We start from the raw sequence: 14,656 nt of genomic DNA on the forward strand, positions 1-14,656 counted from the left end.
GCGACTGCAATGATTTTGGCAGCGGTCGACGACAACGTATTATACGTCACCAGCCCATCCGTCCTACCGCCCGTCTCGAATTGGTTTCGCCGCCCATGCAACGTTTCCCAATAATACCGACGATTGGAATGCCGACGATTAGAATACCGACGTTGCGAAGACAGTGGATACGAAGATTGACAACTCGCCGCGCCGTGATCGCTTGTCTGTCACTGATCGTTGCTACGGCGGCCATGGGTGATGGCACGGCGACGACAGATCAAGAGAGCTCTGAGATCCGAATCACTGCGAATCAGCGATACAGTGACAGCGAGGGAAGAGCCGGGCTGTGTGACGTCTTTTCCCCGGCCGGTCCGCCACCACCGACCGGTTACCCGGCCGTCATCGTGGTCCACGGAGGCGGCTGGATCAGCGGCGACAAATGGACCGTCGCCGGATACAGTCGAATGTTGGCCGAACGAGGTTTCGTGGTCATCAGCATCAACTATCGGTTGGCGCCGACGTTCAAATTTCCATCGCAAGTCGACGATGTCCGCTCGGCCATGCTGTGGACCAAATCACACGCGGAAGAGTGGTCCGTCGACCTGAACCGATTGGGGGCATTCGGATATTCGGCGGGCGGGCATCTGACGGCCTTAGTGGCGTCCCTTGCCGATGAACCCATCGACGCACAGGCTGCCGCAAGCGATTGGTCCAAATCGGATCCACGCTGGACTCAGTTGCCAAAGATCAACGCAATTTGCGTCGGTGGCCCGCCATGCGACTTTCGCGCGTTGCCGATCGACAATCAAACGCTGGCGTACTTTCTGGGAGGATCACGACGCGAGAAACCGAGCGTCTACGAAGCTGCATCGCCGTCGGCTCATACGTCCAAAGCCGACCCGGTCACTCAAATCATTCATGGCGACTCGGATTCGATCGTACCGATCAGTGGCAGCAAAGAATTCCACGCCGCTCAGGTTGCCGCCGGTGTCGACAGCCGCATGCAAGTGATGCCGCAACAGGGTCACATGATGACGTTCATGAACCCCAAGACCAGTACAATCGTGGTCGAATTCTTCAACGAAGTGCTGATGCCAAAATCGCAGTAACGGAAACCTCGCAAGCGAGGCTTCCGAACGGCAACGTACCACCTACTCCAAGATCATGTCGTCGACCGTTTGACCACCTGGGATCATCGGCAGCACGTGCTCTTGGTACGGAACTTGGACATCCAACAGATATGGTCCCTTGTGCGCGATCATTTCGCGAATGGCACCTTCGAGATCGGCTTTCTTTCGCACCGTGGCCGCACCACATCCGTAGCCTTGAGCGATCTTGACGAAGTCCGGGTAGCGGTCTTCGGCATACTGGTAACGGTCGGCGCTACTCTTGCCCTTGGCCTCTTCGTGATGAATTGGGCCAAGGTAAGTGTGAGCACGGTTTCGTTCCATGAATCGGTCTTCCCACTGTACGACCATTCCGAGGTGCTGGTTGTTGAGCAAGAACACCTTCACAGGCAACTCTTCACAGAAACATGTCGCCAATTCCTGGATGTTCATCTGGAAACTGCCGTCACCGTCGATGTCGATCGAAAGTGCGCCGGGGTGTGCTGCTTGGACACCCATCGCCGACGGCAAGCCAAAGCCCATGGTGCCCAAACCGCTGCTGGACATCCACGTGCGTGGCTTGCGAAACTTAAAGAACTGTGCTGCCCACATTTGGTGTTGGCCCACACCGACGCTGACATAGGTTTCCATGTCGGCGGTGATGTCGCTGAGCGTCTTGATCGCGTGCTGCTGCAAGATGCCGTCGAACTTTTCGTCGTATTTGAACGGATGCTTCGCCTTCAATTCGACACAGTGCTTTTGCCAATCGGTGATTTCTGGCTTTTGAACAATCTTGTTCAGTTCCGTCAGGACTTGCTTCACATCACCACGAACGGGAATGTGAGCGGCCTTGTTTTTGTTCAGTTCCGATGCATCGATGTCGACGTGAATGATCTTTGCGTCTTTCGCAAATGCTTCGACCTTGCCAGTCACGCGGTCATCAAATCGAACGCCAAGGGCGATCAACAAATCGCAATCGCGAACCGCATAGTTGGCATAGGCGGCACCGTGCATGCCCAACCAATCCAATGAGTGTTCGTGCTCGGGCGGAACGGCACCGATGCCCATCAACGTGGTGACCGTTGGGATGCCGCTCTTGGTGATGAACTCACGAAGTTCTTCGCTAGCACTGCCGATGATGACACCGCCACCAGCGTAGATCACTGGGCGACGTGCCAACTTGATCGCAGCGGCAATCTGACGAATCGTTTCGGTGGGAACGGTCGGTGGCGCCGCGTGATAACCGGGCAGTTCCATCGGCGGATCCATGTCGATGCCCGTCAGGTCGCCCAACTGGATGTCCTTGGGCATGTCGATCAGAACCGGCCCGGGGCGACCGCTTTGACAGATGTGAAACGCTTCCTTCATGATCCGCGGCAAGTCGCTGAGCTTTGTCACCAAATAATGATGCTTGGTGATGCCGCGACAAATCTCGGCCATTGGGGTTTCTTGGAATGCATCGCTACCGATCGCCTTGGTCGGGACCTGGCCGGTGATGCACAGCATTGGAATGCTATCAAGCTTTGCGTCTGCAATCGCGGTGACCAAGTTGGTTGCACCGGGACCGCTGGTCGCCATCACGACACCGACTTTGCCGGTACTGCGCGAGTAACCTTGCGCGGCGAACGCACCGCCTTGCTCGTGACGAGGCAAAATAGTGCGGATGGAACTGCCGTAACGGGTAAGTGCTTGGTGCAACGGCATGCTGCATCCGCCCGGATAGGCGAAAAGTACGTCGACGCCGTGATCTACCAACGATTTGACCAAGACATCGGCACCGGTCATCACTTGGGGCTCTGTGGCGGCTTTCGCAGTACTCATGTGCTCTTTGAACTGAAAATGCAGGATAGGGGTGATTCAGGAATACGGCTGGGACGCTCCCAGCTCGCATCAAGTTCGGGCCGAAATCGGAACTCAGGCCGATAAACGGATGTTCGGAACATCATCCGCCAAAAAACTGACGTTTACGTAGCTCGCCGAAACTCCGAACCTAGCTCGCTAACGTAAGTTCGTGCCGGTACTTAGGCAATGGTTAAAACGGCGGGCATCGATGACAACTTGGACCAATTTGATAGCAATCGCCGGGGGAGGAGCCCTCGGTTCGGTCAGTCGCTATTTCATCACTTTAGTCGCAATTGCGATCCCAGGTGGATCATCAATGTTGGGCACCACGATCGCCAATGTGATCGGATGTGCCGCATTAGGCGGACTGATCGAATACAGCGCTGGCGAAGCGATCCTGGACGAGCGGCTTCGATTGGCACTTCAAGTCGGATTTCTGGGTAGTTTAACCACCTTCTCGACGTTTTCGTCCGAGTCAGCGTCGTTGGCGATGGACCAGCGATGGTTACTGACGGGACTATATTTAGCCGCCAACATGGTGCTGGGCTGGGCTGTTTTGATCGGTGCCGCAGCCGTCGTCAAAGGATGGAACGCATGAAGAACATGACCCTCGGCAATCAGTCCTGTGCTACCCACAGTTTTTTTTGCGTTCTGGTGGCGGTTGGCCTCCTAAACCTCGCAACAGTCACAAAAGCCAAGGCGGATTTGCCCGAGTCCCCCCCTGGGTATGCGGAAACCGAGACGCTGCGTGCCGACGCCACCCTGCGTTCGATCGCCTTCCAAGATGCCAGTCACGGGATAGCCGTCGGTGATCGCGGTATGATCGTCACCACCGACGATGGCGGAAAATCGTGGATTCCACGTTCAAGCGGCATCGGGTGCCGGATCGACGATGTGGTCTGGACAGGGCCCGGCCGAGCGGTCGCGGTCGGCGGTGCCTACGACGCGATCACTCGCATCAGCCGAGCGGTGGTACTAGTCACAAACGACAACGGCCAACGCTGGCTGCGAGGCGACGACCGTGAACTTCCGCGACTCAAATCAGTCACGGTCAACGAAGACGGAACGTTGACGGCGGATGGCGATTGGTCCCATCCATCGCTGACTCGTCAATTTGAAAGCCGAAATGCGGGACGTACGTGGACCGGCGTTGGCGATCCCGAATTGATGCGTCCCACCCCGCCACAACGACCGACCGGGTCATCCGAATTTCTGGCGTGGGCCCAAGCAACCTCCACCGCTGTCGCGATCCGGGATGCTTGCCAAGTCGGCTCCTCGTCGGTGTGCGCCGTCGGCGACCACGGCACGATCTTGATCAGCGAAGACAACGGAACCACTTGGACGACCCGGCGAGGCAAGGATCGTCGCACCGCCGTCTTGATGATCGCTCGCACCGCCGAATCGGTCGCGTGGTCGATCCTAGGCAGCGAGTCGCTAGAGTCTCGCCATCGCACCTCGGTGCTGATCGATGACTTGGGCGCGAACAACAACGACGACGCCGACCCGATCGACTTAGCCAATCAGTTTTCCGTCACGCTCGGTGCCAGCGGTGCCGACCGATTCAGAACCGTCGGGGAAGATCCCAACGAAGCCGCGCTGCGATGGATTGCCGTGATGCGGCCCGCCGTCGTGTTGATCGACGAGACCTTGTCGACCGATACGAAGCAGGCTTTCTTTCAAGCGGCGACCGCCGCCGGCGTCCAACGCGTCGCTCACTACAGCACGACGTTGTCGCAGTCCACAACCCTGCATTCCGGCGCGCTACTTCCCAAAACCGGCGTCCTAGCCAGCGATTTGGCCAGTGACGCGATGCACCTGGTTGCGCCGGAGCACACCGATATTGATTCGCTTTCGCTAACCTTTGTTTATGACGCTGACCCATCGCATCGAACTGGCGAATCCACGGCATCCGGTTTATCGCTCCATTCGGGGCGAATGCTATCGCCGCGATCATCACCTGCATCTCGCCGACAGCTGCAGATCATTCAAGCTCGAATGAAACAATCTCATCGAATTACTCAATTGCTTGATACCCAAGGGTCGCGCGAACCGTTCGAGAAGTCGTTGGCTTCGGTACTCGACCAAACCGCCAAAGAAGACCAGTTCCGATTGGCGTGGTCCATTTTGGCGAAAACGAAAACGACCGAGTCAGCGAGCATCCAGACGCACAAAGCGGTGCTCGACGAAATTTCGCGTCGGTTCGCTGACCAATCGGCTGGAAAATGGGCCAAGCTACGCCTGCAATCAATCAATCATAGCACCGAATGGCGGCGTCTAAATTCAATCTTGCAAGCCAGCAACGTGTCGTTGGCAAGTGCGACCGTACCTGCCACGCGATCCGTGGCCGTGTCACCATTCCAGTCAGGACCGCAACAAAACAATGCACCCGAGAACTACTTTACGGACTCGACGTTCCTAGATCCGTCGATGCCTGGCCAAGTCCAACAGGTCTCGGCGATCGCACCGGTCGTAGTGCCTCGTCCCGACTTGATCGAGTACACCGGCGCGACCAGAGCCAAAGCCGCCGCCGAAGTGGATCTGACCTGGGAATTCCATCCCTCGGTGCTGTTGGGAATGGAAGCATCAAGACGACGAGGCGACGACTCTTCGCTGCAGGCCATCACTTCATCGCACAGCCCGAATGCATCTCACGACATGAGCGAACAACCTGCCAGCCTCCGTCAATTGTCCGAATCACGCGGCAATCCTTGGGCCGGACTGCTGCGTTCTCGTGGTTCCCAAGTCATCCACGCGCACCACACGCCCAAACCGCCGCATCTCGACGGTGTCCTTGACGATGCCTGTTGGCAACTCAATCAAGCGTCAACCGACACTCCGCTGCGAATGTCCTACGACGACGACTACATCTACGCTGCCTTTGTTTGCCCTTCGTCATCAATCAACCGCGATGACTTTGATCGCGATCGTGCGACGCCGCGTGACAACGACTTATCCAAGACCGATCGGATGCGAATTTGTCTTGATGTCGACAAAGACCTGTTCACGTCGATGCAATTTCAATCCAGCGTCGCCCGCCGCACCCATGACTCGATCGATGGCAACGCGGCGTGGCAACCGACGTGGTACCTGGACGTGAAGGAAGCGAAAGGACTTGATGGAAACAGCACGACAACTTTCGAGATCGCGATCCTGCGGCGCGACATCATTGATCTGCCAATCCAAGCAGATTCGCCGTGGGGCGAAACCAGTTGGTTCGTCTCGGCGATGATTCTGCCCGGCAAATCTCAATCGTCGACGCCGACCATGCCAAATCCATCGGATTGGATGCGAGTCGTGTTCAAATAACCAAGACCGGCTAATTCACTCTCGTCACGATTACTGAATCGGTACGTAAACGCACCAAAGACGTCGCCGACGTCGGATTCACTGTGACAAGCTTGGCACTGAGCCTTGATTCGGATTGCACCCACCATCCGGATTTGGTCACCTTGGTCCTGAACAACGATCTCGTCTTCGCCGCTGTAACGAAGCACCCCAACAGCGTCTTGTTCGAACGAATCGAGTGACCGAAAAGGCGTGTTGTCGGACAGTTCTTGCATCCGCTGGATCTTGTCGTCAATCAAATAAACACGGTCGTTATGAATACTAAGCAATTGAATTTCGTCCAGCGTCCAGCGGTCGCTCGCGTCCACGATCTCAGGCGTCAGAAAGCGAAAACCGAACGTATGCGGTGTGTTTTTCCTCGTCTGCGGACGTGCCTTCTGGGTCGGACCAGGACTTTGGTTCGGTGACAGGAATGAATCACGCTTGGTCCCCAGCGATCCCCACAATCCATAGGGCCCCGTGTCGCCGTCTCCGACCTTGTTGTTCGCAGACTCAGGATCCTTCTCAACAATACTGTCGGTGACGAATTTCACCGCACCCGAGTCCATCAGGACGTGGGCACCGCCGCGACTTCGGCCGAAGCCAGGGGCGTTGGCAAATTTCTGTGAAGTTTGGCGATGAAATGAATCCAGCGACGATCGGATCGACGGTTCGAGCGGCCCGCGAATTTTAGCGACGTCGAACTGCCCCCACTCAGCGGGCGGATCAGTGTTGCTGCTTTCGTCGGCATTTTCATCGGCAGAAGTAGTCTTCGGCGAATATTCGAGCGGGCTGACCGGTTCCCGAGACGAGAAGAACGCGATCACCAATTCGATCAATGCCAGCGAGAAGATGACCAAGAAAGAGAAACGACGCATCACGAATCCTCGCGTGGAATGGGCGTCAATCGCGCAGCCACCACCCAGACGATGATGGCTGCGTTGCTTGCAGACCCGACTAGCGACTACGGCCAGCTTCGATCACCGACGTCAGCCGTTGCTTCATTTTCTTAGCGACTTCTGGGTTTTGACCAATGACGTTTTTTTGCTCGGCAATGTCGGCATCGAGATCGAAAAGTTGAAACTCGGGAACGTTGCGACTTTCTAATCGCAGCTTCGAGTTCTTCGACTTCTTGGAACCATTTCGAATTAGCTTCCAATGACCTTCGCGCAGCCCGTAGTTTCCGGCTTGCCCATTGTCTTGTTGCACCAAGTAATCGCGACCTTCTGCGTCGGGGGAACCGAGTAGCGCGCCCGACACGTCAAGGCTGTCCAAGCAACCATCGTCCGGCAACGTCGCACCAGCAAGCGAGGCAAAGCTGGACGCAAAGTCGATCGTGCAGACCATTTCATCGCTTACGCCGGCCGGAATTTTCCCCAACCAACGAGTGATCATCGGCGTGCGCGTGCCGCCTTCGTAAACGTTGTACTTGCCGCCTTGGTACGGTCCAGCAGGATGGTGATCGCCATTCTTTTCAACGGCGTCATCTTTGTAGCCGTCATCCAAGACCGGTCCGTTATCGCTGCAAAAAACGACCAACGTGTTTTCGGCAATTTTCAGTTCGTCCAAGGTGTCGAGCAACTCACCAACACACCAATCCAGTTCGATGATCGCGTCACCGCGTGGTCCCAAGCCGCTCTTACCCACAAACCGTTCGTGCACAGCGCGAGGCACGTGCAAGTCGTGCGACGAAAAGAACAGAAAGAATGGTGACTTTTGATTGGCTTCGATCCAAGTCTTTGATTCCGAGACCCAGCGATCACACAAATCTTGGTCGCGAAAACGTGCAGCATGTCCGCCGGTGTAAAAACCAATGCGGCTGATGCCGTTGTGAATCGTTTGGTTGTGACCGTGCGACCAATCCATGGTCAATTCATCGCGGTGGGTGATCCCGGTTGGATGGTCAGGTGACGGAGCTTTGTCGCCCACCCATAGCGGGTCAGCCGGATCAAGATTCAGAACGCGGTGGTCTTCGACGAACACCTGTGGCACTCGATCATTGGTAGTCGGCAACAGGAAACAATGGTCAAAACCGATCTCCAACGGCCCCGGTTTCAGATCGCCATTCCAGTTGGGTTTGGGGTCGCCTAATCCAAGGTGCCACTTGCCAATCACCGCGGTCTTGTACCCTGCACTTTTAAGCACCGATGCAACCGTTGGCATACCCGCGGGGATCAATGCTGGACTGTTTGGTGGCGCAATTCCGGTGCCCTTTTCGCGAAACGCATAGGTGCCGGTCAGAAACGAATACCTTGTAGGCGTGCATGTCGATGCGGAACAGTAACCACTGGTGAACCGTTGTCCTTCGGCCGCCATCCGATCAATGTTTGGCGTCGAAAAGCTCGTCGCGCCGTTACAGGAAACATCGCCATACCCAAGATCGTCCGCCATGATGACGATGATGTTGGGCTGGGCACCGCCCGAAGGGTCAGCAGCACTGGCGAATGATGCCGTGCAGAAAAGGGCGAGAATAAGAAGCGAGCGAATCATGGGCACAGGTCGGGGCAAAGGGGGGTACGCAAATCAACAGGTAAGTCAAACGATTGTAACTGGTCACAACGACCGAGACGATCGAATTTGTTCAACGACTCGGGCGGCCACATCATGGCTGTACCGAGTCAATTTCGAGTGGCCTGGGCACCACCCCAGCATGAACCGAGTGAAGTCGGCCCAAGCGACCGGGTACATCGATCGCCATTCAGATTCAAGTTCGCGGCCAATGGTTCCGTCAGTCTTTCCGACGATTTTAGCACGACGACTGTGGAAGGCTTCAAAATAGGTGTCCAACAACAACGATTCATCACGCTCGCACTGAGAATCGTCCTGGCAGCTTCCTAAGAAGTAGGCGACGTCTTTCATTCCGCATCCGCCACCGACGTATTGAAAATCAACGGCTGCGATTGCCGATCCGTCCGCCGAAAAACAGAAATTGGCAACCTTCGCGTCGCCGTGAACCAGCGTTTGAAAGCGACAACCGTTCAGAGCCGAATCGATGTCGGCGGCGAAGCGTTTCAGATCACACGTTCCCATCGCAGCCAACTCATCGGGGCGAGTTTCGAGATGCCAATACGTTCCCCTTTTCCACAACCCGGTCGGCGAAACTCCTAAGAACGTTGCATGAAAATTCGCCAAGTATCGCAGCCCCATCGTCACACCGCTTCGATTCAACGAACCTCGACGCAGCGGATAACCAGCCGCATCAAGGTCTTCCAGGACGAACATGATCTGGCCGTCGCCTGAGGTTGTCCCATAGCAATGAGGAACCCGAACGTCACCGTCACAGCGAGCAGCAAAGTCACGGTACCAATGCAGTTCGACTTCGTACGATCGCAGTTTCCGCTGATGCGATTGATCGCCGTCCCAACCTCGTGGGTGATCGGACTTGCTGGGCGGCCGAACGTGTTTGACGATCACGGACTCGGCTGCACTGCCCACTAAGTGTACGCGGTAGATCTGCCCATAACCGCTCCACAGCGACTGCACGATCGACGCATCGAACACCGACGATGCACCCGTTACCTGACGGATAAATTCGTGAACGTCATCGGGAAGTTCTATCATGGATGTTTGATTCGATTTCATGAAGCCAGTCGATGATTTCGAGACTGGCAGTCGGCCACTCGGTTACAATCTAGGATGCCGAAACTCTTCGTTAGGATCGCTCATGCTTGCTCGTCACTTGATATTGCTGTTCGCATCGCTCGCGGTGAGCCACGGTGTCAGCGTGGCGACCGACAATGCTGAGGCCGAAAACGTCGAGCCGACGGTTTCGCAAACGATCGACCGCATGTTAGCTGAATCATGGGAATCCGATTCGATCAAGGCAACGCCCCTCAGCGACGACTCTGAGTTTCTTCGCCGCGTTTGGCTGGACTTGGCCGGCGTCGCACCGCCGGTTTGGGAAGTTCGAAATTTCTTAAGCGATGACGACCCGAGCAAACGCCGCGCAAAACGAATCGAGCTGATTGATCGGTTGCTGCAATCACCACGGCACGCCGTTCACATGGCTTCGCGTTGGACTGATGCGATGCTGCCATCGTCGTCGCAAACCGATCCGGCCCAACGATCCAGCGTCGCGTCGTTGCAGGAATGGCTACGACTTCAGTTTCTCGCGAACACGCCCTACGACCACTTGGTGGGTAAGTTCTTGACGGCGGGCGGCGCCGGTGATTCAGGGCCAGCGATCTTTTATACGTCAAATTCGCTTCAGCCAGAAAAACTTGCGGCCGCTACGTCGCGCATCTTCATGGGGATCCAAATCCAGTGTGCCCAGTGCCATGACCATCCGATGGATCGCTGGACGCAAGAAGACTTCTGGGCCTATGCGGCGTTCTTTGCGCAGTTGAGTTCGTCTCAATCGGGGATGAACCAGCAAGCGATCTTGGAAGACCGCCCCGGCGGCGAAGTACGTCTGCCGGACACCGACACGATCGTCTCGCCTCGTTACCCGGGGGTGGCGTCGAAACCCGAGCGTGACCCCGCCGATAACCGGCGGCGACAATTGACGATCTGGCTGGCTTCGCGAGACAACCCGTACTTTGCTCGTGCGGCCGTCAACCGCGTTTGGGGGCATCTATTCGGACAAGGAATCGTGGATCCCGTTGATGCGATGGACGCTGCGAACAGACCATCGCACCCGAGACTGCTGGACTACTTGGCCGATCAATTTACGGCGCATCGTTTCGATCTGCGTTGGCTTTACCGAACATTGGCGATCACCGATGCTTATGGCCATACCAGCCGACTTGTCGGCGATGCCGCGCCACCGCCCTCGTCGTTTGCCGCCATGCCCGTGAAAACGTTGTCGGCGGCACAGTTCTACGACAGCATGGCCCAGAACGTTTTTCACCGAACCGACGATGCACTCGCCATCAATCGTGATCAGTTTCTGACTCGGATGAGCTTCCCTGGGTCATCGTCACGCGACTATCCCCTTGGCATGGTCCAAGTCCTGGCACTGCTTAACGGTGACGCGACGACCCTGGCAACAGACGCTAGCCAAAGCGGATTGATGGCGGCCGTTGAGGCACCGTTTTTTGATGATTCATCGATCGTCGAAACGATTTTCATGGCTACCGTTTCGCGTCGGCCAACCAAAACGGAGACCGCCATGTTTGTAAAACACCTGACGGAACCGGATTCGCCCAATGAAAAGCACCAGGCGATCAGCGACTTGGTTTGGGTGCTGATCAACTCGGCTGAATCGGCAATGTGCCCGTGATGAAATCTTCGTTTCGCGGTCCGATCAAACGACAATTCAGAGCACTCTCATGAATCCAAATCTTATGATCAGTCGTCGACACTGGCTAAAGTCAGCGAGCGCAAGCGTCGCGACGGTAGCTTCGAGCGGCTGGCTACCGACGTTATCCGCGGCGACGGAGGTGGCCGGACGCGAGCGAAAGCACTGCATTTTGCTGTGGATGTCGGGCGGTCCTAGCCAGATCGACACGTTCGATATGAAACCGAAGCACGGCAACGGCGGCTCGATCAAGGAAGTCTCGACAAGCGTTCCCGGCATCAGATTCAGCGAACATTTACCGCGTTTGGCCAAACACGCCGATTCGCTGGCCATCCTGCGAGGCGTCAGCACGAAGGAAGGCGACCACCAACGTGGTGCGACGCTGATGCGAACCGGCTTCATGACGGGCGCACCTGTGAATTACCCGTCGATCGGATGTTCGCTATCGAAGGCGTTGGTGTCGGATTTCGGCTCGGACGGTACTTTACCCGCCTACGTCACGATCGCGCCGGGACCACTGGGACGCGAGTCGATTCGGCCCGGATTCTTGGGCCCTAAGTATGCAGCAACTGCCGTCGAAGCCAGCGGCGTCGACGCCCAAGCGTTTGCCCAGTTGCGAGTCGACTTCTTGGATCGAGCCGGCAACATCACATCCAAACGTATGGAGACGCGGCTCAAACTGTGGCGTTCGATGCAGCAGGACTATTTGCAGTCACGGCCGAGCGATAACGTGATCGCCCACGACACCGTCTATCGCTCGGCAATCGAAATGATGAACAGCGATGCAAAGTCAGCGTTTGATCTGTCGAGCGAATCCAACGAGGTTCGCGAAAAGTATGGCCGTGGTAGTTTCGGGCAAGGTTGTTTGATGGCGAGACGGCTGATTGAGCGAGGCGCACCGCTGGTCGAAGTCACGCTTGGCGACGGGCTAGGCTGGGACACTCACGCCGACAACTTCGCCGCGGTCGGCCGTCTTTGCGAGCAACTCGACCGAGGCTGGGCGACCTTGATGGACGAACTACGCGACCGCGATTTACTGGAACGGACAACGATCCTGTGGGCGGGCGAGTTCGGGCGTACACCCCAGATCAACAACATGGGTGGACGCGACCATTACCCACAAGCGTTCACATGCGTGTTGGCGGGCGGTGGCGTTGCAGGTGGCCAAGCGTATGGCGAGACCAGCAAAGATGGCCGCGAAGTCGTTGACGGAAAGATGGACCAAAAGGATCTACTGTCGACACTTTGCGGCGCACTTGGTGTCAATCCATCCACAGAGAACATCGCCGAGGGCGGCCGCCCGATCGCTATCGCCGACGGACAAGTGATCGACAAGGTGGTTCGATCTTGATCGTGCATCGCAAAGGAAATCGAACACGCGACGGCATCTCGCCCGCCACGTTAGCGATTGGTGCTCTGTTCGCATCGACTTGGCTCGGTTGCAGCAGAACGCCAGCCTCCGTTGCCAAGAGTCCCGAAAAAACGGTGGTCGCTGATTCATTTACACCCGCTGCGACTGAACTTGACGATTCCGAAGACGTGCCGACGGACAACGATGCAACGTCGATGACCGAAGCTCTGCCTGTGGCTGAATTGGCAACTACCGAAGCTACGGAAACAATTGCGGAAGAAGCTGCCACGATTGAAGAGGGCCCTCCGAGCGATCATCGGATATGGCTGCCGACTTCAGCGGGTCCGATCGTGATCGACGTCGACATTCGCATCGACGATTTGCCGCTTGCCGAATCCTTTAATAGATGGATCGATACCGTACTCAGCGAAATTTATCGTGCCGAGGATTCCCTACCTACATGGGATTCGTTTCTGGATCATGTCCAGTCTTCGCCGGAAAGGTTTAGCGACTCGGTCGCGCGATCGGCCGATTCACCCAACGATGTGATTCGCCGATACGATTTGAACCGGAACGGAACCGTCGAAAACAAAGAAGCTGCAAAGTTCCTGTTCCAAGCTTCCCAGTTCGCGTCGCCCTTTCGGGTGTTTGGCACGATGGCGATGCGGCATGTCAATCGAAATCGTTCGCCGATATGGATGCTAATCAAGGATGACCCAGCGGGCGGAGCAACAAAACTTGCACCGACGTTTGATCGAAACGGTGATGCTCGTATCGACCTAAACGAAGTCGCCGGCGATCGAATCGGTGAATCACAAGTCCGGAACATCGCGACTCGTTCCGCATGGGATCGCCGACAATCCCACCGGCGTGGTGACGTTGCAATGGACTTGGACGGGCACATTGATTGGTCATCGCTAAGTTATGCAATCGATCGCGATACCGTGAAAACCGTTTGGCCGAACTCACTCGACTTGCACCACCAACTCGATACGGATGCCAGTGGCACCATCGATGCTGAGGAAGCAGAAGGCTTAAAAACCGTTGCAGCACACCTTCGCATCATGGTCGAAATCTTGAACCCAAATGGTGCACCGGAAATCAAGGTTATCAACCGCGACCCGTCGATCGAATCGATGTTGGTTACTACCGACCATCCGGCCCGAGTGATCATCGATGGCCCGAAACTGCGTCTGATCATCGAAGGGGTCGGCCCACCGACTCCCCAACCGATGGCGAATGTTTGGAAGCATCAAGTTCGCGCGCGCGCCGCTGAGGTTCCCGACGCGGTGTTTGCGTGGCTTGATGCCGACAACAATCGGCGACTATCGCAACGCGAGGTCGCTGCCCTTAAGTCCAGAATGAGATCGATCGATTCGGTTCAAGCAATTCCCGACACAGTGATCGTGCAAATTGGACGCGGCGATCCCAGCCAGGACGATCTGCTGTTCTCGCTTGCTCGGCCGATCAGTGGTGGCGGGGCCGACAATTTGGCGGACGATAGACCGGCTTGGGCCGTCGGAATGGACGCGAATCGCGATGGTGACGTGTCCGAGCTGGAATTCATGGGCCCGATCGAGCAATTTCGAAGATGGGACCGAAACGGTGACAAGTTCCTCGATTCCGACGAAATCGCCAGCGGCAGGTGAACAAAAGAACCGCTGCGTCCGGCAAAAAACCCGCAACCTGCCTAAGAAACTTATCCGTTGGGGTTTTCCAAGCTGGCCGGAGCCCGATAATACGGCGCGACGAAAAACTCTCATCTCAGATTCTCATCCGCGCGATAAACCGCTCGGTTTTTCAAAATCCGGA

10 protein-coding genes are annotated in these 14,656 nt (G+C 56.4%); 6 read left to right on the forward strand and 4 right to left on the reverse strand.

Annotation, left to right across the window (positions count from 1 at the left end):
* Nucleotides 1-176: 176 nt before the first annotated feature.
* On the forward strand, nt 177-1,091 hold the full coding sequence (locus Poly59_RS03335) for an alpha/beta hydrolase (RefSeq protein WP_186775994.1): 915 nt from the start codon (nt 177-179) through the stop codon (nt 1,089-1,091).
* Nucleotides 1,092-1,133: 42 nt separating this feature from the next.
* On the opposite strand, the gene ilvB is transcribed toward Poly59_RS03335, so the two are convergent.
* Entirely contained in the window at nt 1,134-2,909 is a 1,776-nt protein-coding gene (ilvB, locus tag Poly59_RS03340; protein ID WP_146532618.1) for a biosynthetic-type acetolactate synthase large subunit, read from the reverse strand.
* A gap of 229 nt (nt 2,910-3,138) precedes the next feature.
* Between ilvB and Poly59_RS03345 the strand changes: the two genes are divergently transcribed.
* Nucleotides 3,139-3,528: a fluoride efflux transporter FluC gene (locus Poly59_RS03345; protein ID WP_146532619.1), complete on the forward strand. Its 390-nt coding sequence runs from the start codon at nt 3,139-3,141 to the stop codon at nt 3,526-3,528.
* The gene (locus tag Poly59_RS03350; protein WP_186775995.1) at nt 3,525-6,236 is read left to right on the forward strand and encodes a YCF48-related protein; all 2,712 of its coding nucleotides are present in this window, start codon (nt 3,525-3,527) and stop codon (nt 6,234-6,236) included. The genes Poly59_RS03345 and Poly59_RS03350 overlap by 4 nt, the downstream gene beginning before the upstream one ends.
* On the opposite strand, the gene Poly59_RS03355 is transcribed toward Poly59_RS03350, so the two are convergent.
* From Poly59_RS03355 to Poly59_RS03365, 3 genes are all read right to left on the reverse strand, one after another.
* Entirely contained in the window at nt 6,176-7,132 is a 957-nt protein-coding gene (locus Poly59_RS03355; protein ID WP_146532621.1) for a hypothetical protein, read from the reverse strand. The two genes, Poly59_RS03350 and Poly59_RS03355, sit on opposite strands and share 61 nt — an antisense overlap.
* A 79-nt stretch (nt 7,133-7,211) precedes the next feature.
* Nucleotides 7,212-8,744 (reverse strand): sulfatase family protein, encoded by a 1,533-nt coding sequence (locus Poly59_RS03360; protein ID WP_146532622.1) that lies wholly within the window; start codon nt 8,742-8,744, stop codon nt 7,212-7,214.
* Between the two features lie 63 nt (nt 8,745-8,807).
* Entirely contained in the window at nt 8,808-9,836 is a 1,029-nt protein-coding gene (locus tag Poly59_RS03365; protein ID WP_246151343.1) for an aminoglycoside phosphotransferase family protein, read from the reverse strand.
* A gap of 82 nt (nt 9,837-9,918) precedes the next feature.
* Between Poly59_RS03365 and Poly59_RS03370 the strand changes: the two genes are divergently transcribed.
* Genes Poly59_RS03370 through Poly59_RS03380 form a run of 3 tightly spaced genes read left to right on the forward strand, consistent with a single transcriptional unit; the run spans nt 9,919 to nt 14,493 of the window.
* Nucleotides 9,919-11,475, forward strand: coding sequence for a DUF1549 domain-containing protein (locus Poly59_RS03370; RefSeq protein ID WP_186775996.1), 1,557 nt, complete (start codon nt 9,919-9,921; stop codon nt 11,473-11,475).
* A gap of 49 nt (nt 11,476-11,524) precedes the next feature.
* The gene (locus Poly59_RS03375) at nt 11,525-12,844 is read left to right on the forward strand and encodes a DUF1501 domain-containing protein (protein ID WP_146532625.1); all 1,320 of its coding nucleotides are present in this window, start codon (nt 11,525-11,527) and stop codon (nt 12,842-12,844) included.
* A 2-nt stretch (nt 12,845-12,846) separates the two neighbouring features.
* The gene (locus tag Poly59_RS03380) at nt 12,847-14,493 is read left to right on the forward strand and encodes a hypothetical protein (RefSeq protein ID WP_146532626.1); all 1,647 of its coding nucleotides are present in this window, start codon (nt 12,847-12,849) and stop codon (nt 14,491-14,493) included.
* Nucleotides 14,494-14,656 lie beyond the last annotated feature (163 nt).

The organism is Rubripirellula reticaptiva, assembly GCF_007860175.1.
Classification (GTDB): domain Bacteria; phylum Planctomycetota; class Planctomycetia; order Pirellulales; family Pirellulaceae; genus Rubripirellula; species Rubripirellula reticaptiva.